Here is a 26,455-nt window from a genome sequence, read left to right as displayed (position 1 = left end):
CAGGAAGGTCAGCGATTGTCGAGGACCGCAACCAGCGGCGAAACGAGAAGCGGAGCGACCGAAATGAATTGCTGGAACATTCGGCGTCCGGGCGATTCACCAACCACCACTATGTCATTGGGATAGAGTATGGGATCCGCATATGCGCCCCGGCGAATAGCTGCGAGGTCATAGAGCGCGATCATCTGCCGGCCTCGCACATTGCGATGGATCACCACCTCGCGCAGCTTGGCAAATTCCGTCGCCCCCTTCGCCGCGGCGACCCCGCGCATCAGCGTCATGCCGCCAACAACCGGGTAATTGCCCGATTGCTGGACTTCGCCGTCGATCGTCACATAGCGGCTGACGGTTTCCTCGAGGTTCACGGCGACCCGTGGGCTGCGCATATGGCCCGCGCGAAGTTGCTGTGTCACACGGTCCGTTGCCTCGCCGATCGTCAGGTTGTTAAGATTGACGACGCCTGCAACGGGAAGTGAGATGTTCGCAGCGCCATCAGCGGTGACGCGGCGATCGGACAATTGCTCGATACCCATCACGTCGATGATCAGCTTGTCATAGGGTCCGATCCGATATTCATAACCCTGCGCCGCACCAACCTCACCGTTCGGACCCGGCAATTCACCGGTGTCAACCAGAGTCACCGTCGGCCCGCCAAGCCCGCCCTTTGTAAGGCTGTTGCCGGCGCAACCCGATGTTGCCATCAGGGTGACGGCCATTGCACCGACAAAGCCCGTACGGGCGCGTTGCTTGAAACTCGCTTGCAGCATAAACCTCTTCACTTTCGAGCGGCCTTGTAGGCAGCTGAACACCAAGCCGCCGTCACTGCAACTAGCAGCATAAGCGAGGGAACGCGGAGCGGATAGTCAGCCGCGCTATAGAGTGCAAGCATGGCGATGATCGATAACCCCGCGCGGCCCAAGACCTGAGCCTGAAAGCCCCGCTCGCCCATCTTCAGGCTTCGCGAGCGGAAAAGCGATATCAACGACCTAAATCCGAGGAAGCCTGCCCACAATATCAATACGACGCCTGCCAAGCCTGTAGTTAGCAACAATTCGGCGAAATCATTGTGCGCATGGTTGAAATAGGAAGGATTGATAAACTTGTTCGGCTCGAAAATCTGATAAACTTCCACGAAGGTGCCGGCTCCGCTCCCGAATGGAAAAAACCGTTCGATCGCCTGGACAATGACCGGTAGCGCGCTGAATCGCAGCTCATCCGCGGGATCCGTCTCAACAAGACGCTGAAGCGCCGGCGTGCGCAAAGCGACGATGATCGAAAAGACGACAAGGACACCTGCAAGACAAAAACTAATCAACCGCTTACGATTGTCCGTTTTGCGCTCTGCCGAGCGGATGCGCGCCACCGGCGATTGAAAGACCCACCAAGCCGATGCGATGCCCGCAACCCCGAGCACCAATCCAGCACGCGATCCGGTCATAAGAATGAGCGGTACAAGCAACACTCCACCCGCAATCGCAATTGCCCGATGAAAAAACAACTGTTCGGGCTTACCTTTGAACAGCGACAGATTGGCCGCAATCATCGGGAACATCACTGCAAGGAAGGCCGCCTGATGATTCCGATTCGCGAACAAGCCCACGCTGACCCCGTTATTAGTAATGCGGTAGAAATAGAGCATCCCCTGCGCCGGTCCTAGCGCCTGCAGCATTCCGATTACGCCACTCACAAAACCAAGCGCTATCAACGCGAGCATCAATTTCCGCTGCGAATTCGCGTCGAGCGTAAGCGCAAGGACGAGTGCCGCCAATGGCGCCGCGAGCGAAAAGAGCGCGTTCCAAGTGCGCGCTTGGGCGACAGATAACGGCTGCCAGGGCAACGCCATTCCGGCGTCGTGATAGATCGATACGAGGATATCCCTGCCCGGAAGTGCGGTCCAGACGGCAGGTGGAAGCGGCACAAGGTGCAACGCCGTCAGCCCAACGACACTCAGCGCCAGGGTCAGAACCGCGCGACCATTAAGCCATGCCTCGCGCCAAGCTGTGGCTAAGGCAAGCGCCAAAACAATCATGCTGATCGGGCGCCAGACAAGCAAAGACAACAAATCGTCTCGCGCGCCCCCAGCGGTCAGGAATCCTGTCACCAGAAGCACCATCAAAATGATGAGCGCAGCTTTTGAACGAGCCCCTTTCGACGCCCCCCCGGCCCTGTCGCCCTGCCTTGATTCAATTGCGTTGGACGAGCTAATCATCGGATTGCGATCCTATTTTTCTTTCCGTTGCATTTGCGAGACATGATCCTCATCGACATCCGTCGGCGAATAGCCAGGAACCACCGCGCGAACGACCGACATTGCGCTGTCGGCGTCGCCTAAATCGAGGGCCCTTTCCATCTCGTTCAACCAGCCCAACAGTTCGGACCAGCCAAGTCGTTCCTCTTTCGCTCTCATGATGCGGCTGTGACTAGTCGGCTCGGGATTGTCGCCGATTAGGAGTTCCTCATACATTTTCTCACCCGGGCGCAAACCAATTTCTTCGATGAGAATATCCCCGTCGAGATTGTTATCATCGCGCACTGTACAGCCCGACAGCTGAATCATTGAGCGCGCGAGGTCGATGATTCGGACGGGCTGCCCCATATCGAGCACAAAGACCTCGCCGCCGTTCGCCATCGCCCCTGCCTGCATGACGAGCTGCGCCGCTTCTGGGATAGTCATGAAATACCGCGTCACATCGCGGTGCGTCAGCGTGACCGGACCGCCGGCGTTGATCTGCGCTTGAAAACGAGGAACGACTGAGCCGCTTGAGCTCAGTACATTCCCAAAGCGGACGATCGAGAACAACGTTGGGTCCTTTCCCTCGTCGGCTTTGGCCTGCAGGATCAACTCGCAAACACGTTTTGAGGCGCCCATGATGTTTGTCGGGCGGACGGCCTTGTCTGTACTGACCAAAATGAACCGCTCGGCCCCGACGCGGCTCGCTTCAACACTGCAGTGATAGGTTCCAAAGATATTGTTCCGCAGGCCTGAAATGGGATTCCTCTCGACCAACGGCACATGTTTATACGCCGCCGCGTGAAAAACTGTCTGCGGGCGGTGACGCTGCATGACGCGCCGGACCGCCGCGGCATCGGCGACATCGATCAATTCCGGAACGATAAGAACATCTTCGCGATCGTTCGCGCCCTCCTCAAGTTCCGACATGATGCTGTAGAGGGCGAATTCCGATTGCTCGGCCACGACTAAGCAACTCGGTCCGCGCGCAGCGATCTGCCGGCACAGCTCCGAACCAATCGAGCCGCCGCCGCCCGAAACCATAACCACCTTGCCCGTGATGGCCTGCCCCAACAGCTGCTCATCGGGCGGAACCGGGTCGCGACCAAGCAAATCTTCGACCCGGATGTCCTTGAGATCCTTGATCGAGACCTCTCCATCGATAATGTTGCCGATGCTAGGCAGCGATCGGACACGCACGGGGAATTTGTTAAGCCGCTCGACGATCTGGGCCCGCCGACTGCGCACGACGCTGGGCAGCGCAAGAAGGATTTCGTCGATGGCGAGTTCCCCGATCAGCGGCCCTATATCATGCGCCGCACAAATCCGGACGCCGTCGATTCGGTCACCAACAACGCTTTCGTCATCGTCAAAATAGCACGCAAGAACGAGATGACCTTCGTGGCGGAGAGCTAGCCCTAGCTGTTGTCCAGCACGTCCGGCGCCATAGATCGCCACTCGATGCTGACGCCCTCTATGTACGAGGTGGAGCACATCGACCAGCGCGTAACGGATCAGCACCCGCGCCGTCGCCAGCCCGATCAGCATGACCATCGGCTGGAGAACGCCGATCGTCCGCGGAATACCCTCGATACCCAGGAACATAAAAATTGTGAGCATCGGCAGTGACATCAATATGCACGCTATGGCAATATTCGCGATAGTTCGCCCGCCGGCAGATCGGATGATGGACCGATAGGTTCCGCACCACCAGGCCGAGATGAACCATGATGGAAGAGCAACGGCGATTACGGTCAGCACCGAGATGCTCGTCAAATCCCATTCTCCGATGCGTATCGAAAAGGCGAGCCAGACCGACAGGACGCACAAGCCGGCATCCATGGCAAATGCAATCAACCGCCGAAAGGGGCGCGGCAAATCCGCTAGTCGCCGCAAAGCAATCACGAAGAATGACAGCATCGGAGAGGGAACGTCGGACCAGCTATTCATCGCATCAGAAACCAACAGGGCTGCCCGGGCCAGCATGCCGATACCCGGTAGAATGTCTGCCGACTTAATCCTTTGTTATGTAAAACGATAAGCGAACCGTGGCTTTCAAGCGGCGCTTAAAGCGCAGGCTTCTAGTGACCGACTTCTCAACAAGCAATCCAAAATCCATCACCACCGAGCATGACTGCTGATGGCTCCGAGCGAGCCGGCCGACCGGAGATGACGTGCGACGCGCCGGAACGCGAACTCGCGAAAGAGCCGTCGACGATGCCTGCGATCAGTGGGGCAAGGGTGTAGCGCGCCGTCTCGATGCCGCTGCCGGATGCTGCAGAAAGTCGCGGTGGCCGACCCGCGCTGCCGGTCGGCCACGGCTAAGCGAGAATAATGCACTAGTCCGCGGGGCCTCGCGTGCCCTAGACGTCTCCGTCTTAAGCGAACGGAGACACGATGGACTATCGCGAGAAATCGATCGGGCGGCGCAGCTTGTTGGCTGCGTCAGGCGCGTGGGCGATGGGGGGCTCGGCCGGGGACCTCGGCGTTGTCCCGCTGGGAACGTCTGCCAGGGAAATCTGGATCACGGACGCGCCTTTCAATGCGGACGCGACGGGCAAGGCCGACGCAGCACCTGCTATCCAGGCAGCCCTCGACGCGGCAAAGGCCGCGGGCGGTGCGACCGTGCGCCTCCCCGCGGGCACCTTCCGCACCCTATCAACCATCAACGTTCCGGCCGGCATCCAGCTGATCGGCTCCGGCAATTTCTATGTCTACGATAATGGCAATGTCTTTCGCGGCTCATGGCTTCGCTATCGCGGCCCGGCCTCATCCCCGGCGCTCCGGTACCGCAACACCCAGAAGAATCGGACGGCCAGCCTCGGCATCGATTGCGGCCAGGACGCCGACTCCGTCGGGATATGGCTCGGCTCTGATAATGCGCCGGCATGCAAGGATCTCGTCTTCGAAGGGATAACGATATTTGGCGCGGGCATTGCAGTAAGATGGGGCGACGCGAACGCGAAGGCTGCTCTAGAGCAGGTCGACAGCATCACGTTCCGCGATGGCGCATGCCACAGTTGCCGCAAGGGCTTCGTAATCAATGCGACTAACGCCGCCGATTATTCAAAGGTGGAGCGCTGGGGCTTCGATGCGATGGAGGAGGTCACCTTCGATTTCCAGACCTTCGGCTTCATGTTGGTCGAAAACTGCGCCGCGGGCACCGAAAAGGCCGGGCATGTCATGTTCAAGATCGCAAGCTCGTCGCCTGACGTCCTGCGCATCATCGGCTGCCAGTCAGAAGGTGTAGCCGGTTCGAAGTTCCTGACCTATTCGGCCACCAACGATCAGGGCGCGATCGTGCTGCAAGCGAATGTCGTCAATCAGCCGATAGAGGTGACCGGCATAACCAAGATCACCAGCCGCGACAATTACGTCAACTCGACGATCACGCTTTCGGGCTTTGTGCGCTGGCGCTCATACTTCGATCATTGGGATCCCTCCCCCGAAAAGAAGTTCGTCACCACGCATGCGGCATCGAGCTTCCGCGCCGACGTCTTCAACAGTGCGGGGCAATGGTTCGGCTATTTCCTGCCTAAGGGTTGGGTCATCGAGGATGGTCAGCCCCACGCGGGGGGTGTCATGGGGGCGGTCGTGGTCCGCGAGGGCGTGAAGTGCGCCAGCTTCAATGCTGGAGCATTTCACGCCACAGGGGAATATTTCCAGCCGAAGGTCGACAATGGTTTCGCGTATAGGGTCACGTCCGGGGGCTGGGCCGGCCCGGAGCCCGCTTGGCCAAAGAAGGTCGGTGCAATCGTCAGGACGGGGTCGGCGACGTTTCAGAACGTCGGCCCCTGCGCGCTGATCAAGGGTTATGGCGCCATCTCGACCTGACGAGCGCCGATCGGCTGTACATGCACCGCGGCGATAGCGGCCGATTGCCTGAACAGCCGCGATGCGACCTCGACAACTGCGACGCCGGAGACCATCGTCACGACGTCGAGCCAGTACCATGCACCCTCCATCATGAAGCGGAGCATGCCGAACATCAAGGCGGCCATCGCGGCGGCGCTGAACTTCAAGCGATCGACCGCGCCAGCAACCCAGCGACCAAAAAACAGGCCGCCAAAGGCAGCTGCGAGCCCGTAGACCATGCCGAAAAGCAGGACGGCGCCTGCTATATAGCCAGGCGAGCGGAAGTCATTCTCATGTTGCACGCCGACAATATCATAGGTGAAGATGTCGATCGCGGTGGCGCGCAGGGTCGGAAATTCAAACGCCGGAATGGTGTTGCAGGAATAGCCGCACGACAGCGCAAGGCCTTCTACGCCGGGGATGCGGTTAGCGATCAGTCCGACGACCTGCAACAGAGTCTCGAAGACATGGCCGTCACGAAGCGACGTCCAGATCGCCGAATCGCCAATGCCCAGAGCTTGCGCGCGCAGCTGCGATGCGACGATGAAGGTCAAAATACCCGCCAAGGCGGCGAGAATGATCCGAACTGGGTGCTTCCAGATCGCTTGCCCGGTAATGTACATCAGCATCACGACCAGGGCGAGGAAGTTGACCATGCCCGCCTTGCTGGTCGTGATCGCAGACAGGGTGAGGAAGAAACCAGCGAGCAGCGTGATCGCGCCCCAATATTGAAACTTGCGTCTCTGCGCCCACGAGATTTCCATGAGCAGCAGTGTGAGGCCCGGGATAACGTCGGACTGAACCCGGTAGTTGAGTGCGCCATATATGAAGCCGGCGTCGGTGGCCTCTTCGCCCAAGGTCGCACCGTAGGCAGCGCGCACCGCAAGGCTCAGGCCGACAAAGCCGACAAAGGCGATGATTCCCCAAGCCGGGATGTCTCGATAGTCGGGCGCCGGACGATCGGTCGCGCGCGTCGTCGGGAATGCGATGATCAGGAATAGCGCAAAGACCCCGGTGCAAATGAGCATCGCGGAGTTTAGCGGCGCCTGATTGACAAAGTGCCAGTCGAGATATTCGGGCGGTAGCTGCGTGTTCGACGAGATATAATAGGTCAGGAACGCGTATCTGAACGCGTAGCCCAAGGCGAACAGCGCCAAGACAACAAGCAAGAATAAACGGGCGGCGGGCCGGTAGGTCATCGTGGCCGATTAGTCGTTCGTGCGGCGAGAAGAAAGTCGAAACGTTGCGCCATACCGAGACTTCAGCTTTCCGGGCGGACGCGCAGACCGCGCCCTTTCGCTATCTCGCCGCGTTCTCTGGTCCGAAGCGTATCACCGCGTAGCGGGGTGCCGTCAGACCGCTTCGGCAACTTCCATGGTCTGGAGATAGCGTCTTTCGGCGCCCTCCAGCACGATCGCAGTCAGAACGCCTGATTTGTAAGCTCCGGTATCGATGCCGATCCGGTTTGCGCATTCGTCAATCTCATCACGAATCGTGTGGCCGTGGACGATCATTTTGCCATGGTCACGCTCATCGCTCAGAAATTCATCTCGTATCCAACGCAGATCCGTCAAAGTCTGACGTTCCAGCGGCACGCCGGGCCGGATACCTGCATGCACAAAAACATAATCACCGATTGCGATAAAATCTTCGCCATTACTCAGAAATTCGACGTGCGACCGGGAAACCATCAAAGGTAGCTGCTCGGCAACCTCTTCAAAGCTGGCTTCGGTCAGGCTTGCATCACTGTTCCAATAGCTCTCGACCGTCGCCTCGCCGCCTATGCGCATGAAGTAACGCAGACGCCGGACATCGCCGGTCAGCGCGGCAAGAAAACATTCCTCATGATTGCCGATCAACAGGCGGGTATCGGGGAATTCACGTCGCAGGCCGATCGCCCGCTCGACCACCTCGGCCGACTGCGGGCCGCGATCGACAAGATCCCCGAGCAGGATCAGCGTGATCTTCGCGACCGGCCGCGCCGCGACATCGGCACGGATGCGCTCTATCAATTCGGCGAACAGATCGTCGCGCCCGTGAATATCGCCAATAGCATAAACGCGCTGGCCATCGGGAATCGCAAGGCTGCTGCGCATTTGCGCGACCGCCTTGCTCTTGCGTCTCCAAAACATGACTTGCTGAACCGATCTCGATCAAACCCGGCACGACCGCAAGGATATCTGCGGTTCGGACATGCCCCGTCCCCTAGCCCTGCAATCGTGCGGTGACAATATACGCGATACGATACGCGATACGCGCGAAGCCGACCTGCGTTGCGGGCTTTTCACAGAAGTCTTTTCGTGAAATTCCCCCGACCGCACCTTAAGGGTGTCGCAAGCTTTGTCGCTTAATCGCGCGTTTACCAGCAGTCGGCATCACGATGCGGAGAGTTGTTTAAAATGAAGGTGATGACGGTCTTCGGCACCCGCCCCGAAGCGATCAAGATGTTTCCGGTGGTCCATGCGCTGCAGAACCGGGAAGGGATCGACGTGCGCGTCTGCGTGACCGCGCAACATCGTGAAATGCTCGATCAGGTTCTGGAAATCGCGCGCATTATACCCGACGTCGATCTTGACGTCATGACGCGGAACCAGACGCTCGACGCGCTGCTGGCGCGGCTCGTCACCGGGCTCGGCGAGACCTTCGACCGCGAAAAGCCCGATCGGGTGCTCGTCCATGGCGATACGCTCACCACGATGGCGGCGACGCTCGCCGCCTATTTCCGCAAAATACCCGTCGGACACGTCGAGGCGGGGCTGCGCAGCGGCAACATCTATCACCCCTGGCCCGAGGAGGTGAATCGCAAGGTCGCGGGCGCCGTCGCCGACCTCCATTTCGCGCCGACGGAAACCGCCGCGGCCGCTTTGCGCGCGGAAAATGTCGACGCCGGCCGCATCCACGTCACCGGAAACACCGTCATCGACGCCTTGCTCGCCACCTCGGCGCGGATCGAGGAACAGCCTTCGCTGGCGGCGGGGCTCGATACGCTGCTCGCGCGTTGCGCCGGCAGGCAGATTATCGCCGTCACTTCGCACCGGCGCGAGAATTTTGGCGACGGCATGAAGGCCATCGCCGACGCCATCGCCGGAATTGCCGAACGCCCCGACGTCGCGATCATCTTCCCCCTTCATCCGAACCCGCACGTCCGCAGCGCAATGGAGCCGATTCTGGGTAGCCTTTCGAATGTCGCGCTGATCGATCCGCTCGACTATCCGCATTTCGTTCGCTTGCTCGGGGCCAGCACCCTTGTCCTCACCGACAGCGGCGGCGTGCAGGAAGAAGCGCCCTCGCTCGGCAAGCCGGTGCTCGTGATGCGCGAGACGACCGAACGGCCCGAAGGCATCGCCGCGGGGACCGCGCGGCTCGTCGGGACCGACAAAAATCGCATCGTTTCGGAAATTTTCAGCCTTTTGGATGACAAAGAGGCCTATAACGCCATGGCCCGCGCCCATAATCCTTTTGGCGACGGCAAGGCGGCGACACGAATAGCGGAGATAGTTGCGCGTGCTCATTGACAGCGAACAGAAGGTCACCGTCCTCGGGCTCGGCTATATCGGCCTGCCCACCGCCGCGCTGATCGCGCGCTCGGGCAGCAAGGTGACGGGCATCGACGTCAGCCGGCACGTCGTCGACACGGTCAACAGCGGCAAGGTCCATATCGAGGAAGTCGATCTCGACGGGCTCGTCCAGGGCGTCGTGTCGCGCGGCACCCTCGTCGCTTCGACCGAGGTTGCCTCCGCCGACGTCTTCGTCATCGCGGTGCCGACGCCGCATGACGAGGAGCATCGCCCCGACATCGGCCATGTCCTGTCGGCCGCGCGCGCGATCGCGCCGAAGCTTCAGGCGGGCAATCTCGTCATCCTCGAATCGACCTCGCCGGTCGGCACGACCGAAAGGGTCGCCGCGCTGCTGGCAGAGCTCCGCCCCGACCTGAAAATCCCCGGCGCCTGCACCGGCGCCGCGGACATCTTCGTCGCTTACTGCCCCGAACGCGTGCTTCCGGGGCGCATCCTCGTCGAGCTGGTCGACAACGACCGCTGCATCGGCGGCATCACCCCGCGCTGCGCGCGCCGAGCGATGACCTTTTACCGCCAGTTTGTGCGCGGCGCCTGCGTCACCACTTCGGCGCGGGCCGCCGAAATGGTGAAGCTCGTCGAGAACAGCTATCGCGACGTCAACATCGCTTTCGCCAACGAGCTGTCGATGATGGCCGAGCATATGGGGGTGGATGTGTGGGAGGTGATCCGCCTCGCCAACCGCCACCCGCGCGTCAGCATCCTCCAGCCCGGCCCGGGCGTCGGCGGCCATTGCATTGCGGTCGATCCCTGGTTCCTCGTTCATGGCGCGCCCGATCACAGCCAGTTGATCCGCACCGCGCGCGAGGTCAATCTCGCCAAGACCGCGCATGTGATCGGCGCCGCCGAGATGCTCGTGTCGCAGCATCCGGAGGCACGCGTCGCCTGCCTCGGCCTCGCCTTCAAGCCCAATATCGACGATTTCCGCGAAAGCCCCGCGGTCGAGGTCGCCGCCGCGCTCGCGCGCCGCTTCGGACAGCAGATCCGGATTGTCGAGCCCTATGCGCGCGGCCTGCCGATGGAATTCGCGGGCACCGGCGCTGAACTGATCGACCTCGATACGGCGCTAGCGCAGTGCGACCTGCTGATCGTCCTCGTCGACCATGATCTGTTCAAGTCGATCCCGATCGAGGAACGCGGCGACAAGATCGTTTATGACACCCGCGGTCTGTGGCTCGACCAGCCGAGCGCTGCGAACGGAAGCCGCCTGCACAGAGCCGCCTGACCTTCCTGCTCGCTTTTGTGCGGCGAAGCGGCCATTATAGGCTATAAATCAATCTCCTTCAGGCGCCGCCCCGGCGAAAAGAACGACAGGTTCCGACCTTCCATGCCGACACTGACTCGCCTCGAAACCATCATCGTCGACAAACCGTGGGGGCGCACCGACATTCCCCGAGATTTCGGCGATTTCGGCGACCGGCGAGTGGGCGAGATATGGTTTGCGCATCCGGGTGGCACCGACGCCCCGATCATGGTCAAATTCCTCTTCACGTCCGAACGGCTATCGATCCAGGTCCATCCCGGCGACGACGACGCGCAGGCGGCGGGCTATCCACGCGGCAAGGAAGAATGCTGGCTGGTGCTCGATGCCGAACCCGATGCCGAACTCGGCGTCGGCCTTGTCGCACCGACGACCCGCGAATTGCTGCACGATGCCGCGCTCGACGGTTCGATCGTCGACATGATCGACTGGCGCGCCGCAAAACCCGATGATTTCGTCTATAACCGGGCCGGCACGATCCACGCGATCGGTGCCGGGCTGACCGTCGTCGAGGTGCAGCAGAATGTCGACTGCACCTACCGCCTCTATGACTATGGCCGGCCGCGTAAACTGCATCTCGATGCCGGTCTCGCGGTATCGGAGACCGCTCCCCGACCCGACCACCGCGATGGCCGCGTCGCCGCGACCGCAAACCGCTTGCTTGTCGACGGTCCGCACTTCCGCCTGCTCCACCTGTCGGGGCCCGAGGCCGCAACGTTCCTGCCGCGGGAAGCGGCCGACTTCACCTTCACCCCATTGTCACGGGGGTGCAGCATTGCCGGCGAAGCGGTAAAGCTCGGCGAATGCGTGGCAACGGATCGCGCCGACGCCATTGCGCTCGCGTCCGGCGCGCGCGCATTACTCTGTTGGCCAGCCTGATTTCCTTCCCTAAAGGCCCGATATGAACAGCATCGTCCCCGTCATCCTTTCCGGCGGCTCCGGCAAGCGCTTGTGGCCCGTGTCGACCGACACGACGCCCAAACAGTTCCAGCCGCTGACCGGAAGCGACAGCATGTTCCGGCAAACGCTCGACCGGGCGGTCGACCGCACGCGCTTCGCCGCACCGCTCATCGTGTGCGGTCCCGGCCATGTCGCCTATGTCGAGGCCGATCTGGCGGCGGCGGGGATCAGCGACGCGCGGATCATCGTCGAGCCCGCAGCACGCAACACCGCTCCGGCGATCGCGCTCGCGGCCCTCACGACGCTCGCCGCCGATCCTGCCGCGATGATCCTCGTGATGCCGGCGGACCATGTGATGACCGACGTGCCGGCCTTCCACGACGCGATCGAGACCGCACGCCCTGCGGTCGCGGCCGGTGCGCTCGCAACCTTCGGCATCGCCCCCGCCTATCCCGAAACCGGTTATGGCTATATCGCCGCGGGCGACCCGCTGACCGGCGCGCCGGGCGTCCACGCGGTGCGGCGCTTCGTCGAAAAGCCGCCGCGCGACAGAGCCGAGGAAATGCTCGCCGAGGGTGGGCATTACTGGAACGCCGGCATCTTTCTGATGCGTGCCGATCGTTTCCTCGCCGAACTCGAACGACAACAACCCGCGATGGCTTCGTCGTGCGCCGCCTCCGCGGTGGCGGCACGACACGACGGTGTGCAAATTCATCCCGGCGACGAAGCCTTCCTTGCCAGCCCGTCGAACTCGATCGACTATGCAGTGATGGAGGGTGCCGAAAGCGTCGTCGTGGTCCCGGTCGATCCGGGCTGGTCCGACGTCGGCGGCTGGGCGGCCCTGCACGACCTCGGTGGCAAGGACGAAGCGGGCAATGTTCGCATCGGCGACGTGATCGCCATCGGCGCGGCCGGAAATTATCTCCGCGCCGACAAGGGCAGGCGCATCGCGGTCGTCGGCGTTTCCGATCTGGTGGTCGTGACCCATGGCGACGACATTTTGATCATCCCGCGAGACCGCGCGCAGGAGGTCAAAGCGATCGTCGAACATCTCGCCGACAATCCGACGGCCTGAAGGCGAATACCCTCCCCTTGCGGCTCCGCCGCCCATCGCCCATATCGCGCGACATGACCAATCCCCATGCGCAAAGTGCCGCGCCTTGGCACGGAACCACCATCCTCTCGGCCCGCAGCGCCAACAAGGTCGTCATCATCGGCGACGGCCAGGTGTCGATGGGCCAGACGGTGATGAAGCCCAACGCCCGCAAGGTCCGCCGCCTCCACGACGGCAGCGTCATCGGCGGTTTTGCGGGCGCGACCGCCGACGCATTCACCCTCTTCGAACGACTCGAGGCCAAGCTCGAGCGCCACAACGGCCAGTTGCTCCGCGCCGCGGTCGAGCTCGCCAAGGACTGGCGCACCGACAAATATCTCCGCAACCTCGAAGCGATGATGATCGTCGCCGACAAGGAGGTCACGCTCGTCATCACCGGCAACGGCGACGTGCTCGAACCGCTGGGCGGCATTGCGGCGATCGGATCAGGGGGCAATTTCGCGCTCTCGGCGGCGCGCGCGCTGGCCGATTATGAAAAGGATCCCGCGGTGCTGACGAAGAAGGCGATGGAGGTCGCCGCCGACATCTGCGTCTACACCAATGACCAGTTCACGGCCGAGACCATCGACATCAAGGGCTGACCCTCTATGGTCGCGGGGTGATTCAAACACTCCCCCGCCGTCATTTCGTCGCCGGCTCCGCCGCCCTCGCCCTCCCCGGCTGCGCGACCACTACCGCGCGAACCCCTGCCACCTGCCTGATGCCGGTGAAGGCGTCACCCGACCGCGTCATCCGGACGGTCGCGGGCCTCCGCCCCTATCGCCCGGGCGGCTTCGTCGTGCGCGCCGACACGCTCGGCACCAAGCGCCTGGTCCACAACTACGGCCACGGCGGGTCGGGCATCACGATGAGCTGGGGCACCGCGAAGCTCGCGGTCGAAATCGGCGCGCCCGGCCACAGCGGCCCCGTCGCGGTGATCGGCGCCGGCATCGTCGGCCTGTCGACCGCGCGGCTGCTGCAGGAGGCGGGCTGTCCCGTCACCGTCTACGCGAAGTCGCTGCCCCCCGACACGACATCGAACATCGCCGGCGGCCAATTCCATCCCTTCGGCCTGTTCAAGGCCGACGCCGTCACCCCCGAGTGGCGGCGGCAATTCACCGCGGCGCTCGATTATAGCTGGCGGCGGTTTCAGATCATGGTCGGCGACGATTATGGCGTGCGCTGGCTGACCACCTATTCCGAAGGCACGCCCGAGGAACCCAAGCTTCCGACCTTCCCACCAGCCGCGCGCGCGCTTCGTGCCGACGAGCATCCCTTCCCGGTTGAACGGCTCTGGCAATATGACACAATGTACGTCGAGACAGGCCGATACTTGCGCCAGATGATGCGCGATATCGAGGGTGCGGGCGGTCGCATCGCGGTGCGCGGCTTCGCGTCGCCCGCCGAAATCGCATCGCTGTCCGAATCGCTCGTCTTCAACTGCACCGGGCTCGGCGCGCGCGATCTTTTCGGCGACATGGACCTGATCCCGATCCGCGGGCAGCTCGCCATCCTGATCCCCCAGCCCGAGGTCCACTACGCCTTCACCGGCGAGGCGGGCTATATGTTCCCGCGTCCCGACGGGATCGTCATCGGCGGCAGCTACGAACGAAACATTTGGGAGGCCGAACCACAGCCCGAACGTATCGCGCGCATCGTCGCGTCGCACCAGCAGCTGTTCGCCGGTTTCCGCTGCCCGGCTTGACTTGCCCCGCCCCCTTCCCATTTAGCGGCGACATGATTTTCTTTCTGCTGGACCTCTCCGACATATGAACAAAGACCTGACCCCGAAGGCGATTGTCGCCGCGCTCGACACGCATATCATCGGCCAGACCGCGGCGAAGCGCGCGGTCGCGGTGGCGCTGCGCAACCGCTGGCGCCGCCAACAGCTTTCGCCCGATCTGCGCGACGAGGTCAGCCCCAAGAACATCCTGATGATCGGGCCCACGGGCTGCGGCAAGACCGAGATTTCGCGCCGCCTCGCCAAGCTCGCCGACGCACCGTTCATCAAGGTCGAGGCGACCAAGTTCACCGAGGTCGGCTATGTCGGCCGCGACGTCGAGCAGATTGCGCGCGACCTCGTCGAGGAAGCCGTGCGGCTCGAAAAGGACCGCCGCCGCGAAGCCGTGCGCGCCGCTGCCGAGGAAGCTGCGATGGAGCGGCTGCTCGACGCGCTCACGGGCAAGGGCGCTAGCGAGGCGACACGCCAGAGTTTCCGCCAGCGCATCCGTGAGGGTCACCTCGACGAGAGCGAGGTCGAGATCGAGGTTGCCGACACCCCGAGCATGAACTTCGAGCTGCCCGGCCAGCCGGGGCAGATGAGCATGATCAACCTGTCGGACATGCTCGGCAAGGCGATGGGCGGCCCGCCCAAGAAGCGCCGCAAGCTGAAAGTCATCGAGGCCGCGACGCGGCTGATCGAGGAAGAGCAGGACAAGCGGCTCGACCAGGACGATGTCGCGCGCGTCGCACTCGCGGATGCCGAGGCGAACGGCATTGTCTTCCTCGACGAGATCGATAAGATCGCGGTCAGCGACGTGCGCGGTGGCTCGGTGAGCCGCGAGGGCGTCCAGCGCGACCTGTTGCCGCTGATCGAGGGCACGACCGTCGCGACCAAATACGGCCCGATGAAGACCGACCATATCCTTTTCATTGCGTCGGGCGCATTCCATGTCGCGAAGCCGAGCGATCTCCTCCCCGAACTTCAGGGCCGCCTACCCATCCGCGTCGAACTCGGCGCACTCTCCGAAGAGGATTTTGTCCGTATTCTCAGCGAGACGAAGGCCGGTCTTCCCGAACAATATGCGGCATTGCTCGGCACCGAAGGCGTGACGCTGAACTTCACCGACGATGCGATCACACGCGTCGCGAGACTCGCGGCAGAGGTGAACGAAAAGGTCGAGAATATCGGCGCGCGCCGCCTCCAGACGATCATGGAGCGGCTGGTCGAGGAAATCAGTTTCACCGCCGAGGATGCGGGCGGCACGACGCTCGACATCGATGCCGCCTATGTCGACAGCCAGCTCGCCGACGTCGTCGGCGACACCGACCTCAGCAAATATGTGCTTTGATCTCCGAAGCCGCTCGGGCGCTCGCGTCTTAACGGCTTTTTCGTGCATCCGCTTCGTGCGTCCGCTGAATAGTTATCATGATCAACGGCACGGTCGGGCTGCGTTCGTCCGCGACGGTAATCAAAGGATAGGCCCCCCTTAGCTGTAAACCTTTGCCAGCAGATAGCCGACAACCGCATCGAGGCCCTGAAGCTCGCCCCTGGTCATTACTGCCAAGGCGGCCCTTCCATCGAATGGTCTGTCCGCGTTCGAAGCACGCAACCAGGCGGCCGCCCGTTCGTCCGGGAAGAGCGTCGTAAGCGATCCGTAAATCGACAGCACGCAGCCAATCCGCACAATCACATCTACGGGAATTGCGATAGTCTCGTGCGCTCGCACGCGGACCTTCCAATCCTCGAAGGTCGCAAGGTCCTGAGTGCCGAGTAGGTCCATTTGCTCCTCGGTGCTGAGGCTCCACGCGTCGGCGATATTGAGGAAGGTGCGCAGGCCCGCCCCTCCATGTCTGACAGGGTCGACGCCCCGTCTCATGAAGTAAGCCCTGGCCTTAAGCCGCGCATCGTTCGGTTCGTCAATGCTCATCGGGTTGTAACACATCGAAATCGACCGACGTGGTCAGTCCCTTTTGCGTCAGCCGGAAAATAGGCCCGCCAGGCTCATGGTCGGGCACGAAATGGAGCACGCCATCGAGTGAACAGGGACGATATTCGTTGTACCAGACAGGTACCAGCCCATCGACCCCGATGTCGAGAATGACCTTCTTCGAGCCGATGCTCGACCGCGATATCCGGACAATCACGGCGTCGCACCGCGAGATCCGCATCGCGTTCGCGACTCTGGGCCGGTCGTCGTGGTAGGTCGCTGTCGACGGCACGACTAGCAGAAAAGAATCGGGCGCTGACAGATAGCGCGCAAACTCGGGCGACAGGACAGGAAGCTTGCCATCGAGTTCCAACCCGGCCGTTCGAACGATCGCAAGGGCGGCCATCAGTGTCTCGGCTTCTTCGAGCCGGTCTTTGGCGGTCATATATTTTTTCATCGTCAATTCCTTGCAGCGGCTTCGGCCGGGCAGCCGCTGCTTTCATTTCTTCGATCCAGCTAGCTGGTCTGTCTTCTTTGGGTGAGAGGCCGACGCCCAGGCCATCGGCATGTCGACGCCGGTTATTCGCCGGCGGGATCGCCGTTAAGTGGCCGTTTCTGCCATTCGGACCATTCTGCCGCGATCATCGCCTTTCCGGCATCGGCGGAAAAGGGCCGGACAAACGGACCGAAGCCGTAACATTGAAGTTCGCGGGCGGGCGCCATCAGATGGATATGGGGCGGATTGGTCGAGCCAACTGTGACTGGCAGATGCATCGCTGCGATTACGGCGACGTTGCGCTCGCGGCACAAGCGTTCGAGAGCAAACGCACGAACATCCTCCCAGGCTCGATGCAAGCGATCGGGATTGGGGAAGCGCAACGTTATCATCACGAGCAGATCCTTGAGCTTATTGCAGGCCTGCTCTTCATACTTTTCGCATAGGCGCTTGGGATCGAGGAACTCGTCGTTTGCGTGGGACGGCAGAAGGACGTCCCAGCGAAGACAGGTCGGTGCCCACGGCGCAGATATCTCGACCTTTTGCCCTGGGCAAAGGCGCTTGATGACCGACGCTGGAACAGTTCGGACGGGACCGTCCTTAATCTGCCGGCGCACGACGCCGAATATGAAGTTCGGGTCGTCACCGCCGGGGACGGGAACGAAATCAAGGTCGCCGGGGACGGGGAATTTCTTCATCACCATGACCAGCCCCCGATCCGGTGCGAGGCGAGATGCGCCATCGCCCTCTCGATTCCCGCATCGCGATCCCAAGCATCGGCAAAGGGATGATGTTCTGACAAGAATAGACCGTGCCGCATCAAATGGATCGACGGTCCGCTACCAAGAGGTACGAGCCAGCTGTCGCCAGCCAGACCGAGAAACAACTGGTATTCGAGAAACCAGCTGAGTTTCGTAGGATCCGGCAAGGCGATGTCGACGGTCAGATCGGTGGATGAACCGTCAGGCGCTCGCCGCAGCAAAATCACTGGCTGACCCGTCGCGATAGCGAGGATCTCGATCTCGCCGAGGAACAGCGGGTTCTGCGCCGCGGTAGCGTAGACGGTGACCCGTGAAGATTTCAGGAAAAGGCTTCCAGGCAGCAGCGTTGCCGCCATACCATGGTCGGAGCGAGCCGAACTATGCATGAGCGCCGCGATATGGTGCATGATCTTGCTGTCAGCCCGCGTCGCCGCCGGAAGATTGACACTTCCTCGTAGCACTGTGGGAAGCATTGTCTCAGATTCGACGACCGGATTCAGCGGGTCGGCTATTGTTGTAACTTGCATGGAAAACTGCTCTTGACCTTGAGCCCGGTTGCCGGGGCTCGGGGCGGCAGCCCTCCTTCAGAATTTCATCCTTCAAGCAGGGCCAACCCTGCAACTTCCCTTTCTGTTCTTGGGCGCCGCCTCAGGCGGTGCAAAACTACCTGCGCGAAGCCGCCTCCGCCGTCGGAAGGCAACTATCCACTGCGCGACAGAGGAGTAGGCAACATGCTACCGTTCGGCAGACACCCTTGTCTCCAGCTCCGAAATTCGGTCCAGACAAACGGCGTGTACGGCCTGCCCCAATGCATCGACATTCGCGCTAAGCCGGAGCAATTCTTCCTGGCTGATACGGTAGTGCTTCGAATAGCGAGCCTTAACGTACGCCTCTTTCAGCTTTTCAAACAGCGCGCGGTCTTCGCGCCGCTCGCGTGGCCAAGCATCAATCAGCCGCATATTGATCCGCTCAGCCTGCGTGCGCAGGAAAGCGAGATTGTGAACATGAGGAGTATAGAAGGTGCACACCAAAAGAACACAATGGTAGAGTGTTTCAGCCGTTTGATGAAGTTCAAACGCTGTTTCCTTTAGGTGACCCTTATCCATTCCAAATCTAGCGAAATCATGCTTTCGCATCGCCGCTGGAAACCATTCTTCGAAATACTCCTTCGCCATAGCCAAAGCCTGTTCCGGCGTCTTCGGCTTGGGAGTATGGAGTTCCTTGTCATCGTAGCTGTAGAGCGCGATGCCATCACGCGCGACGTCCATGAAGAAATATCGCCCGTGCGCGAGACCGTCGTTCACCTCTTGCAGCGTATGCACGATGAAATTCACCGGCGTGTGCAGGCTCTTGTCGATCGCGAGCTCGCGGATCAGCCGGTCATCGAGCTTGAGCCAATAATCGACGCGTTCGGTCAGCCGCTTGTCATTGACGATGATGAGCAAATCGAAGTCGGACCGATATCCCTTCGCGGTATGGGGCTCGTCGACCCAGCCGCCGCGCGCGTAGCTGCCATAGAGGATGATCTTTTCGATCCGCCCTTTCTTCTTCCACTGCTTTTGGGCGAGCGCCAGTGCATCCTCGAATTCCTCGAAGATGATCTGGACAACACGCTCCAATTCACGCTGCTTATTCGCAGGAAGGTGATCCAGGTCGGTACGCATGATCTTTTTCACCCTGTCCGGCTGCCCCTTGCTTGGCAAGCGTCAAACGCGCCGACGGCGCCGACACCCCCGCCCGCGCGAGCGGATCCTCATATTGAAGCGGTGGTCGGTAACCGGCGCTTGGCACGGTTCATCCGCGAGGCGGTGGAGAATGAATTGCGACGCCGCGAGAAGCCGGAACTGCCCAAGAATTAGCATCCAGCGCTTTGGCGTGCTGTCCTTTCTTCTCCCGTTTATAGTCGCGCTTGAATTGGCCCGTGCGCTCAATCGTCCGCGTTCAGGTCCGCCATGAGGTCGGCAACCGTGGCGAACCGCTTTCCTTTGCTCACGCGGGCTTCCTTCATCGCGGCGATGGTCGTTTCGTTCGGCGTCAGCGGCTCGAATGGCAACGCCTTTTCACGGGCAACGCGGGTAAGCATCAACCGCACTGCATCCGAGACGGTAAGCCCCATCGCCGCCAATACGGTAGCGGCTTCTTCCTTCACGGTCCCGTCAATTCGGGTTTGGACGAGTGCATTCGCAGCCATGTCAATTTCCTTCCTGCATGACAATGTAATGCAACATGCTGCCAATTGCAGTTCTGGCGACTAGCGGCGCCAAAATCGCCACCATCGCTGCGGCTCCGGCTCCAGGATATCGGCCAGAATTACGAGGCCCCGACGAAGCGCCGCTTCCACTTCGGCAACGCTGACGCCGTGCTGACGCGCAAGTTCGAAGAAGGTCGCATCATCAACGAAATGTCCGAGGAATATCACACGGTCACACGGCGCCATTCGCAGCATCGCCTGCTCCAACTTCCGAATGAGACGGCGGTTCTTCGATGCCAGTTTGATCATTTTGAGCGTTCCGGCAGTTGCCCGCAGAGACCCGTTACGGGTTGACGCCGCTGCCCGCATCGATGAAGCGGCCGACATCCGAAGGCATCGGCGGACGGCGTCCGCTCGATCCCTCTCTCTCTTTCACATTTGCAAATCTGCTACCGGGACATCTCTCTTCCCTGCCCTTCACCTATTCTTGCTCTTACGCTTTCGCCTCTCTGGTCGCGCTCTCGGCGGATGCTACCCTGCCGGGCCGGTTTGGCGCGATGGCTATGAGCTTGAGGCCCCGCGTCGAAACCACCATTGCGGGTGTATCCGCGTACGAAACCGCACCATCGACCCGACCTCCGGGCCCTAAATTGCATGACATTGCGACACTTGCCCTCGCGCCATCACACTTCGAGCAGCGCCGCTCGCTGCGGCGAGAGCATCGCATTGCGCTCCTTGCGCCGTTTGGGTTGTTCAACATGGATCTTTGACCCCGTCTCAAGCTAGCGGCGCACGGCAAAAATTAGGAAAATTCAGGAAAAGCCAGGAAGAATCTTCCACAAATACCCCAGGACAATGCACCTATAGATTCTCAATCTCTAAATATCTATTCACAATCCACAAACCTCTTAACAGTCCCCAACCTCACAGATTTAGATAACGGCCAAGCTAACTCTAGACTCGTCATAACGAATCGTGTATAGATTCGCGATGCAGCCACCCGCTTCGGATCGGTTTTGTCGCATGTCCCTAGCTTTACGCTAGGCATTTGAGAATGGTATTAAGAAGGAACTGATTCAAATGGCCAATGACAAGACACACGAACGGATCAAGAGCGCTTTGGCGCTTCGCCATGCGTCATCCGGGTTCGTCGCTCGAAATCTGATTTATCAAACCGGCAAGGGAGCCAGAGGCAATGGGACCGACGATGCCGAGCGCCAAGTTTACGGAGTGACGCTCCGCAGCTTGGCGCAAGCCAGGTTGCACTGATCCATGTGTGCCGCGCGCGTTCTCGAACATATCTACGCCGAGCTAAAGGAGCGTATTATGGATGAATTCTGGCCTCAGGGCACACGTCTGGATCCGATAAAAATCGCCGATATGCTGTTTTCCAGCACTGCGCCGGTCCGCGAGGCTCTTCGTCGGCTGGAACGCGAAGAATTGGTCGAGTACATCTCTGGCGAAGGATTTTATGTGCCGCGGATAGATGAAGCCAAACTGCGTCATCTTTTCGAACACCATCAAACTCTTATTCTCGCTGCGATCAAATCTTCGAAAGATTCGTCTGCAATTTCAGCGGATGGAGCCTATCCAAACCGAGTCTCGGAATTTTTCCTGCAACTTGGCAGTCGATCAGGTAACAGCGCACTCATCGCAGATATCTCAAAGCATAATAATCGCCTCTATAAATTTCGCCGATGCGACTCGAAGCTCTTTGAAGATATCGAGTCGGAGCTGGAAGACATCATAGCCGCAGCGAACGATGACCCAAAAGGCGCGAAATTGCGCCGACTTATCAAGCGATTTTGTAATCGGCGTATCGCTAAGGTGGCAGAATATATTCGGCTGACGACATCGGAGTTGGATTCACCAAGCGCCCCCTGATTTCATTGCGGCTGCAAATTTCACGTCGGGAAAGATGGATTGTATCGAAAGACAAATTTCCGCAGCGTTTTGCTTGCCAATTTTCACGGCCGTCGGCATGACGGCAAAGCGCAGCGAGCAAATTGGCAGCAGCCGCGTGGAAGTTCCGTCACGCATTATGAACGCTCGTCCTTACCGGTCGGGTGGCCCGACCATCAAATTGCCGCAGGGCGATTTAACGGCGGCGAAGCGAGAAACGACTTGTAGACGGGTGACAACCCGCCTGCTCGCATTGCCATTTCAGATTAGTCCTGTGGCATTTTCTTCATTCGGTCGCGACCGTTCTGCGCGCACACTCCTGCCTTCAACGTCGGATCGGGTCAGGGAGCCGGAAAAGCCGGTTAACATTTCGACGGCCACCCGGGTCCCCAACCAGGGGAACGCCGCCTTGGACAGAGCCTTTCGCGACGATGGCGCCGTCTTGCTACGCTACCTCGGTCGACACGTTGGTCCAGAGGCAGCACCGGATCTGATGCAGGAAGTGTTCTTGCGTGCCGCGGGCAGCGAACAGCGGCATCGCCTCGCGAACCCGGCTGCCTTCCTCCAGCGCATTGCGCGAAACCTCCTGATAAATCGCGCAGTAAGCAGCCGGCGCAACAAGGTCGTCCTTCTTCCGCTTCATGAAGAACATGATCTTGCCAGTCCGCCAGAGCAAGAACTTGAAATGGAAGCTGGCGATCTCCTCCGGCTCTATGAGCGCGCCGTTGCAGGTCTCAGCGAGAAGACGAGACGAGTTTTTCTGATGCACCGTGTCGAGGAACTTAGCTACCGCGAGATCCATCAGCGTCTGGGCATCAGCATCGCAACGGTTGAATATCATATGATGAAGGCCCTGGCGCATATCGCACAAGTGGTGGACCCGGTCGATGAATGACAATGACAGCGCGAAATCTGGGAGCGACGGTTTCCGCAAAGATGATGCTCTTGAATGGAGCATCAGGATGCGCGGCGAGGTGACCGAACAGCTTCAGGAACAATTCGAGCAATGGCTGGCGAAATCTCCGCGCCACAGGCAGGCTTATAACCGCTATTCTCGCGTGATAGCCCAAGCCGAGATTTTGAAATCCTCCGGGCAAACCAGCGAGGCGGCCACGGCAAAACTTGTCACGTACCCTTCAAGACGCTGGATGATGTTCGGCGCGGCGGCGGCGGCGGTAATCCTGTTTGCGATCACGATCAGCGCCGGTGGAACTCCAATCCCGGGTTCGGGCGTCGTCCTATCTGCCCACGCTGCGGAACCACTGGTGACCGAACGCGGCGAAATACGCAGTTTCAAACTTGAAGATGGATCAACGGCGACGCTCGATTCCGACACCAGGATTGAGGTATCGATATCCTCGGACACACGGTATGTGCGCGTGGCACAAGGCCGAGCTCGAGTGAAGGTTGTCAATGACGTCCGCCCTTTCCGCCTCGCGGCTGGTCAAGGCATCGTGACGACGAGCGAAGGCGTCGTCGACGTGATGATAAGCGCCGACCGCCAAGTCGTCGTGGAACTGATCAGCGGAAAGGCCGATCTTGCTTCAGCATCGCGCGCGGCCTCCGCAGCCGCAGCGCCGCAATCGCTCCGAACTCGCTCGGCGCTCCAATACGGGTTTCACGATCGGCAAATTCATTCCACCGCGCGGCCCAGCGTCAGTTCGTCGGCGGAGTGGCCGTCCGGTTGGGCTGAGCATAGTTCAATCTCCCTGGATCAACTGATTTCGGAAGCCAACGAGTACGCGCCTCTTCCCATTGTTGTGGAAGATCCGAAGCTTGCCAAGCGTGATGTATCAGGACGATTCAAGATCAGCGATACCGAGATTTTCCTGAAACGGATCGCGGACCTGTTTGATCTTACGATTCACCGACGTCCGGACGGCATCTACCTCCGCAGCCAATAAAATATTGCCGGCCGCCTAAGGTCGGCCTCTCCACACTTGTCGAAGCATTCCCGATGGCACTGCGCGCGGCGCGGGCAATTAGGGGAGGCTTTATGAAGATTCTGAAATCACGCACGGTACAGGCGCTACTGGCTGGCACAGTCATGGTGTTGTCACCATTGGAGCTGGCCGCGCAGGAAACCGAGCGCTACATATTCGACATTCCGTCACAGGACTTGGGCGATGCGTTGAGGACCGTCGCGGCAACGGCTGATTGGGAACTCTATGCAGCAGCCGATGAAATAAACGGTGTTTCCGTCCCTCCGCTGCAGGGGACCTTTACGGCCAAAGAGGCAATCGAAAAGCTGCTGCAAGGGACATCGCTGGTAGCTCGGTTCGAAAACGGATCGGTGTTGATCAGGAGACGACCCAGGTCCGGCGCGCTCGCGGTCCAAGAATCAGAGGAAGCCATAGTGGTAACGGGGACGCGCATTGAGGGTGCGCCGCCGGCCGCCCCCGTCATCACGGTCACGAACCAGGACATCAAGAACGCCGGCTTGGCTGATCTTGGCGAAGTGGCGCGTAGCCTTCCTCAGAATTTCGGAGGTGGCCAGAACCCGGGAATCGGCTCGGCCCAAGGCACGCAAAACGAAAATGTGAACGTCAACGGGGCGTCGACCTTCAACCTTCGCGGCATCGGTCCCAACGCTACCCTCACCCTGCTGAACGGCAACCGCTTCGCCTACAGCGGGACGAACAGCGTGATCGACGTGAGCGCCATCCCGATTGCGGCAGTCGAGCGCGTCGAGATCGTCACCGACGGCGCATCGGCAATATACGGTGCCGACGCCGTCGCTGGTGTGGTCAACATCCTGCTGCGCAAGGACTATGAAGGTTTCACGACGACCGCGCGGATCGGCGGCTCGACCGATGGCGGCAATTTCCAGCAGCAGTTTAGCGTGCTTAGCGGAACCAAATGGTCGACCGGCGGCATCCTTGCAGTTTATGACTATTTCGACAACAGCGCGATCCGCGCCAGCGATCGCAGTTTTTCGTCAAGCAGCAACCCCGCTTCCACTTTCTATCCCGACCTGAAGCGCCATAGCGTGCTCCTGAGCGCCCACCAGCAGTTCGTCCCGGGCGTGCGCCTCAAGGCAGATCTCATCTACAAGCGCGGCGACATGACGTCGGTGCGCGGCCTGTTCGTAGATCGGCCGATCGAAACCCGCGGGACCCGAGTTGTAAATGAGTTCGAGACATTTGGCATCGCCCCGACGCTTGAAATCGACATTGGCGGCGACTGGAACACGCGCCTGACGGGATTTTACGGCACTGACGAGACTTACGGCGTCACCGACAATTTCACCAATGGCGTTGCCGCCAAGCTGATCCGGATCTTCGACAATCGCAATATCGCGATCGAGGCAGGCGCGGAGGGCCCGCTGTTCGCTCTCCCCGCGGGCGATGTCCGGCTAGCAGTGGGGGGAGGTTGGCGTCAGAATCGCATTCACGGAGAATTTTCCGGGCGCAACATCACGCCGGCGCGAGAGAATAAATTCGCTTACGGCGAACTGTTCGTTCCATTGGCAAGTCCGGATCAGAAGCTCGGCTTCGCCCATCGCGCCTCCTTTACCGCAGCTTTGCGCTGGGAGGATTATTCGGACTCGGGCAGCATTGTGACGCCGAAGCTGGGGCTGGTCTATTCACCCGTGCCGGAGTTCAGTCTTGGCGTCTCTTGGGGCCGGTCCTTCAAGATGCCGACGCTCATCCAGCAATATACCGGATACTCCGCAAGCCTGGTGCCGGTCACCGGCTACGGCACGCAGTTTCCAGCAGGTTCGACCTTTGTCTATATCGGCGGCCCCAATCCGGAGGTCGGCCCTGAACGCTCGGAGAATATGACGCTGAGCGCGACGTTCCGGCCGTCATCACGCCTCGAAATTATAACGAGCCTTTTCCATATCGACTATCGCGACCGCGTTGCACCGCCGCTGAGATCGGTGCTGGGAGCGCTGACCGACCCGCTCTACTCGCAGCTCGTGACCTTCAACCCGACCGCGGCCGAACTCGATGCCGCGATCGCGGGCGCCGCCGGCCCGCTGGCGAACGGCACGACCGGCCCCTATGACCCTATCAACGTCGTTGCTCTTCTCGACGGGCGCGACCGCAATATCGCCGAGCAGAGATATCGCGGTGCCGATCTCGCAATCCGCTACCGCGCTTCCCTGAGCAGGGGCCGGTCACTGACCCTCAGCGCCGGAGCGACTTTGCTAGACAGCCAGCAGCGTCTGCTTCCTGATCTGCCGGTCACTGACCTGGCGGGCAATATCTTCAGCCCACCGCATTTTCGCGCGCGCGGCGGTGCGACTTACGACGGTGACCGGTTTACGCTCGCGGCCTTCTCGAGTTTCACTGGCGGCGTGACGGACCGACGCCGCGCAGTCCCAATCGAAATTTCTCCGGTTGCGACCTTCGACCTGACCGGCCGAATCAAGATCGCGGGCGTCGCCGACGTCACGGTTAGCGCCCTCAACATATTCAATGCGAAGCCCGATCAAATACTCGTGGCGGCGCCGAACGACACGCCGTTCGATTCGACGAATTATTCGGCGATCGGGCGTTTTCTCGCCCTGACGATCAGCCGCGATTGGTGAGGGC

The 26,455-nt window shown here is 60.6% G+C and carries 26 protein-coding genes; 14 read left to right on the top strand and 12 right to left on the bottom strand.

The genetic code is table 11. From position 1 onward, the window contains the following. Positions 1–8 precede the first annotated feature (8 nt). From OVY29_RS04265 to OVY29_RS04255, 3 genes are read right to left on the bottom strand one after another with little or no spacing between them, the layout of a single operon-like run. Positions 9–809: a polysaccharide biosynthesis/export family protein gene (locus OVY29_RS04265; RefSeq protein WP_313912042.1), complete on the bottom strand. Its 801-nt coding sequence runs from the start codon at positions 807–809 to the stop codon at positions 9–11. Beyond that, positions 776–2,209: an O-antigen ligase family protein gene (locus tag OVY29_RS04260; RefSeq protein ID WP_037556987.1), complete on the bottom strand. Its 1,434-nt coding sequence runs from the start codon at positions 2,207–2,209 to the stop codon at positions 776–778. Before OVY29_RS04260 ends, OVY29_RS04265 begins: the two co-directional genes overlap by 34 nt. 12 nt (positions 2,210–2,221) lie before the next feature. Then, positions 2,222–4,216: a polysaccharide biosynthesis protein gene (locus OVY29_RS04255; RefSeq protein WP_235211583.1), complete on the bottom strand. Its 1,995-nt coding sequence runs from the start codon at positions 4,214–4,216 to the stop codon at positions 2,222–2,224. A gap of 411 nt (positions 4,217–4,627) precedes the next feature. Between OVY29_RS04255 and OVY29_RS04250 the strand changes: the two genes are divergently transcribed. Further along, the gene (locus OVY29_RS04250; RefSeq protein ID WP_037556989.1) at positions 4,628–6,064 is read left to right on the top strand and encodes a glycosyl hydrolase family 28-related protein; all 1,437 of its coding nucleotides are present in this window, start codon (positions 4,628–4,630) and stop codon (positions 6,062–6,064) included. On the opposite strand, the gene OVY29_RS04245 is transcribed toward OVY29_RS04250, so the two are convergent. Continuing rightward, complete coding sequence (locus tag OVY29_RS04245; RefSeq protein ID WP_037556991.1) at positions 6,043–7,284, bottom strand: hypothetical protein; 1,242 nt, start codon at positions 7,282–7,284, stop codon at positions 6,043–6,045. The two genes, OVY29_RS04250 and OVY29_RS04245, sit on opposite strands and share 22 nt — an antisense overlap. Before the next feature lie 153 nt (positions 7,285–7,437). Beyond that, entirely contained in the window at positions 7,438–8,181 is a 744-nt protein-coding gene (locus OVY29_RS04240) for a metallophosphoesterase family protein (RefSeq protein ID WP_235211584.1), read from the bottom strand. 303 nt (positions 8,182–8,484) lie between these two features. Here OVY29_RS04240 and wecB point away from each other — a divergent pair, with 303 nt between their 5' ends. The 7 genes from wecB to hslU all read left to right on the top strand — a co-directional run bounded on the left by wecB (position 8,485) and on the right by hslU (position 15,985). After that, positions 8,485–9,600, top strand: a complete 1,116-nt coding sequence (gene wecB, locus OVY29_RS04235) for a non-hydrolyzing UDP-N-acetylglucosamine 2-epimerase (protein WP_037556994.1) — start codon at positions 8,485–8,487, stop codon at positions 9,598–9,600. Continuing rightward, positions 9,590–10,885, top strand: a complete 1,296-nt coding sequence (gene wecC, locus OVY29_RS04230) for a UDP-N-acetyl-D-mannosamine dehydrogenase (protein ID WP_037557154.1) — start codon at positions 9,590–9,592, stop codon at positions 10,883–10,885. The genes wecB and wecC overlap by 11 nt, the downstream gene beginning before the upstream one ends. A gap of 102 nt (positions 10,886–10,987) precedes the next feature. After that, on the top strand, positions 10,988–11,800 hold the full coding sequence (locus tag OVY29_RS04225) for a class I mannose-6-phosphate isomerase (RefSeq protein ID WP_037556997.1): 813 nt from the start codon (positions 10,988–10,990) through the stop codon (positions 11,798–11,800). A 22-nt stretch (positions 11,801–11,822) separates the two neighbouring features. Next, positions 11,823–12,896, top strand: a complete 1,074-nt coding sequence (locus OVY29_RS04220; RefSeq protein ID WP_037556999.1) for a mannose-1-phosphate guanylyltransferase/mannose-6-phosphate isomerase — start codon at positions 11,823–11,825, stop codon at positions 12,894–12,896. Positions 12,897–12,949: 53 nt separating this feature from the next. Next, positions 12,950–13,516, top strand: a complete 567-nt coding sequence (gene hslV, locus OVY29_RS04215; protein WP_037557001.1) for an ATP-dependent protease subunit HslV — start codon at positions 12,950–12,952, stop codon at positions 13,514–13,516. A 17-nt stretch (positions 13,517–13,533) separates the two neighbouring features. Further along, positions 13,534–14,619: an FAD-dependent oxidoreductase gene (locus OVY29_RS04210; protein WP_235211585.1), complete on the top strand. Its 1,086-nt coding sequence runs from the start codon at positions 13,534–13,536 to the stop codon at positions 14,617–14,619. Positions 14,620–14,683: 64 nt separating this feature from the next. Further along, on the top strand, positions 14,684–15,985 hold the full coding sequence (hslU, locus tag OVY29_RS04205; protein WP_037557003.1) for an ATP-dependent protease ATPase subunit HslU: 1,302 nt from the start codon (positions 14,684–14,686) through the stop codon (positions 15,983–15,985). 138 nt (positions 15,986–16,123) lie between these two features. On the opposite strand, the gene OVY29_RS04200 is transcribed toward hslU, so the two are convergent. From OVY29_RS04200 to OVY29_RS04170, 7 genes are all read right to left on the bottom strand, one after another. Continuing rightward, positions 16,124–16,564: an antitoxin Xre/MbcA/ParS toxin-binding domain-containing protein gene (locus OVY29_RS04200; protein ID WP_052182415.1), complete on the bottom strand. Its 441-nt coding sequence runs from the start codon at positions 16,562–16,564 to the stop codon at positions 16,124–16,126. Further along, positions 16,554–17,021, bottom strand: a complete 468-nt coding sequence (locus OVY29_RS04195; RefSeq protein ID WP_037557005.1) for a hypothetical protein — start codon at positions 17,019–17,021, stop codon at positions 16,554–16,556. Before OVY29_RS04195 ends, OVY29_RS04200 begins: the two co-directional genes overlap by 11 nt. 122 nt (positions 17,022–17,143) lie before the next feature. Then, complete coding sequence (locus tag OVY29_RS04190; protein ID WP_037557007.1) at positions 17,144–17,764, bottom strand: hypothetical protein; 621 nt, start codon at positions 17,762–17,764, stop codon at positions 17,144–17,146. Then, positions 17,758–18,348, bottom strand: coding sequence for a hypothetical protein (locus OVY29_RS04185; RefSeq protein ID WP_161786568.1), 591 nt, complete (start codon positions 18,346–18,348; stop codon positions 17,758–17,760). The genes OVY29_RS04190 and OVY29_RS04185 overlap by 7 nt, the downstream gene beginning before the upstream one ends. Positions 18,349–18,555: 207 nt before the next feature. Next, positions 18,556–19,485 carry a nucleotidyltransferase and HEPN domain-containing protein gene (locus tag OVY29_RS04180; protein WP_037557161.1) on the bottom strand — a complete coding sequence of 310 codons (930 nt, stop codon included), beginning with the start codon at positions 19,483–19,485 and terminating at the stop codon, positions 18,556–18,558. 263 nt (positions 19,486–19,748) lie between these two features. Next, positions 19,749–20,012, bottom strand: coding sequence for a type II toxin-antitoxin system RelB/DinJ family antitoxin (locus OVY29_RS04175; RefSeq protein WP_037557011.1), 264 nt, complete (start codon positions 20,010–20,012; stop codon positions 19,749–19,751). 60 nt (positions 20,013–20,072) lie between these two features. Then, positions 20,073–20,321 carry a sigma factor-like helix-turn-helix DNA-binding protein gene (locus OVY29_RS04170; protein ID WP_037557013.1) on the bottom strand — a complete coding sequence of 83 codons (249 nt, stop codon included), beginning with the start codon at positions 20,319–20,321 and terminating at the stop codon, positions 20,073–20,075. A gap of 41 nt (positions 20,322–20,362) precedes the next feature. Between OVY29_RS04170 and OVY29_RS04165 the strand changes: the two genes are divergently transcribed. The 6 genes from OVY29_RS04165 to OVY29_RS04140 all read left to right on the top strand — a co-directional run bounded on the left by OVY29_RS04165 (position 20,363) and on the right by OVY29_RS04140 (position 26,451). Beyond that, positions 20,363–20,782: a hypothetical protein gene (locus OVY29_RS04165; RefSeq protein WP_161786569.1), complete on the top strand. Its 420-nt coding sequence runs from the start codon at positions 20,363–20,365 to the stop codon at positions 20,780–20,782. A gap of 310 nt (positions 20,783–21,092) precedes the next feature. Then, positions 21,093–21,281: a hypothetical protein gene (locus OVY29_RS04160; protein ID WP_152567675.1), complete on the top strand. Its 189-nt coding sequence runs from the start codon at positions 21,093–21,095 to the stop codon at positions 21,279–21,281. Between the two features lie 3 nt (positions 21,282–21,284). Further along, entirely contained in the window at positions 21,285–21,896 is a 612-nt protein-coding gene (locus OVY29_RS04155) for a GntR family transcriptional regulator (RefSeq protein ID WP_081933192.1), read from the top strand. Between the two features lie 97 nt (positions 21,897–21,993). Then, the gene (locus tag OVY29_RS04150; protein WP_313911011.1) at positions 21,994–22,809 is read left to right on the top strand and encodes an RNA polymerase sigma factor; all 816 of its coding nucleotides are present in this window, start codon (positions 21,994–21,996) and stop codon (positions 22,807–22,809) included. Next, positions 22,802–23,818: a FecR family protein gene (locus OVY29_RS04145; protein ID WP_037557019.1), complete on the top strand. Its 1,017-nt coding sequence runs from the start codon at positions 22,802–22,804 to the stop codon at positions 23,816–23,818. The genes OVY29_RS04150 and OVY29_RS04145 overlap by 8 nt, the downstream gene beginning before the upstream one ends. 53 nt (positions 23,819–23,871) lie before the next feature. After that, positions 23,872–26,451: a TonB-dependent receptor domain-containing protein gene (locus OVY29_RS04140; RefSeq protein WP_313911010.1), complete on the top strand. Its 2,580-nt coding sequence runs from the start codon at positions 23,872–23,874 to the stop codon at positions 26,449–26,451. The last annotated feature ends 4 nt before the right edge of the window (positions 26,452–26,455 follow it).

The sequence above is a fragment of the Sphingopyxis sp. SE2 genome (assembly GCF_032227185.1).
GTDB lineage: Bacteria > Pseudomonadota > Alphaproteobacteria > Sphingomonadales > Sphingomonadaceae > Sphingopyxis.
Note: the sequence above shows the minus strand (reverse complement) of the source record. Positions and strands in the feature narration are given on the sequence as shown.

What these genes read in the sequence shown, in the direction of transcription:
- OVY29_RS04140 (WP_313911010.1), top strand. Translation starts at nt 23,872, where the DNA reads ATGGCACTGCGCGCGGCGCGGGCAATTAGGGGAGGCTTTATGAAGATT.
- OVY29_RS04170 (WP_037557013.1), bottom strand. Translation starts at nt 20,321, where the DNA reads ATGATCAAACTGGCATCGAAGAACCGCCGTCTCATTCGGAAGTTGGAG.
- OVY29_RS04150 (WP_313911011.1), top strand. Translation starts at nt 21,994, where the DNA reads ATGACGGCAAAGCGCAGCGAGCAAATTGGCAGCAGCCGCGTGGAAGTT.
- OVY29_RS04190 (WP_037557007.1), bottom strand. Translation starts at nt 17,764, where the DNA reads ATGGTGATGAAGAAATTCCCCGTCCCCGGCGACCTTGATTTCGTTCCC.
- OVY29_RS04260 (WP_037556987.1), bottom strand. Translation starts at nt 2,209, where the DNA reads ATGATTAGCTCGTCCAACGCAATTGAATCAAGGCAGGGCGACAGGGCC.
- OVY29_RS04155 (WP_081933192.1), top strand. Translation starts at nt 21,285, where the DNA reads ATGTGTGCCGCGCGCGTTCTCGAACATATCTACGCCGAGCTAAAGGAG.
- OVY29_RS04160 (WP_152567675.1), top strand. Translation starts at nt 21,093, where the DNA reads ATGGCCAATGACAAGACACACGAACGGATCAAGAGCGCTTTGGCGCTT.
- OVY29_RS04225 (WP_037556997.1), top strand. Translation starts at nt 10,988, where the DNA reads ATGCCGACACTGACTCGCCTCGAAACCATCATCGTCGACAAACCGTGG.
- OVY29_RS04180 (WP_037557161.1), bottom strand. Translation starts at nt 19,485, where the DNA reads ATGCGTACCGACCTGGATCACCTTCCTGCGAATAAGCAGCGTGAATTG.
- OVY29_RS04250 (WP_037556989.1), top strand. Translation starts at nt 4,628, where the DNA reads ATGGACTATCGCGAGAAATCGATCGGGCGGCGCAGCTTGTTGGCTGCG.
- OVY29_RS04220 (WP_037556999.1), top strand. Translation starts at nt 11,823, where the DNA reads ATGAACAGCATCGTCCCCGTCATCCTTTCCGGCGGCTCCGGCAAGCGC.
- OVY29_RS04255 (WP_235211583.1), bottom strand. Translation starts at nt 4,216, where the DNA reads ATGCTGGCCCGGGCAGCCCTGTTGGTTTCTGATGCGATGAATAGCTGG.
- OVY29_RS04145 (WP_037557019.1), top strand. Translation starts at nt 22,802, where the DNA reads ATGAATGACAATGACAGCGCGAAATCTGGGAGCGACGGTTTCCGCAAA.
- OVY29_RS04200 (WP_052182415.1), bottom strand. Translation starts at nt 16,564, where the DNA reads ATGAGCATTGACGAACCGAACGATGCGCGGCTTAAGGCCAGGGCTTAC.
- wecB (WP_037556994.1), top strand. Translation starts at nt 8,485, where the DNA reads ATGAAGGTGATGACGGTCTTCGGCACCCGCCCCGAAGCGATCAAGATG.
- OVY29_RS04240 (WP_235211584.1), bottom strand. Translation starts at nt 8,181, where the DNA reads ATGCGCAGCAGCCTTGCGATTCCCGATGGCCAGCGCGTTTATGCTATT.
- OVY29_RS04195 (WP_037557005.1), bottom strand. Translation starts at nt 17,021, where the DNA reads ATGAAAAAATATATGACCGCCAAAGACCGGCTCGAAGAAGCCGAGACA.
- OVY29_RS04185 (WP_161786568.1), bottom strand. Translation starts at nt 18,348, where the DNA reads ATGCAAGTTACAACAATAGCCGACCCGCTGAATCCGGTCGTCGAATCT.
- OVY29_RS04245 (WP_037556991.1), bottom strand. Translation starts at nt 7,284, where the DNA reads ATGACCTACCGGCCCGCCGCCCGTTTATTCTTGCTTGTTGTCTTGGCG.
- hslU (WP_037557003.1), top strand. Translation starts at nt 14,684, where the DNA reads ATGAACAAAGACCTGACCCCGAAGGCGATTGTCGCCGCGCTCGACACG.
- hslV (WP_037557001.1), top strand. Translation starts at nt 12,950, where the DNA reads ATGACCAATCCCCATGCGCAAAGTGCCGCGCCTTGGCACGGAACCACC.
- OVY29_RS04175 (WP_037557011.1), bottom strand. Translation starts at nt 20,012, where the DNA reads ATGGCTGCGAATGCACTCGTCCAAACCCGAATTGACGGGACCGTGAAG.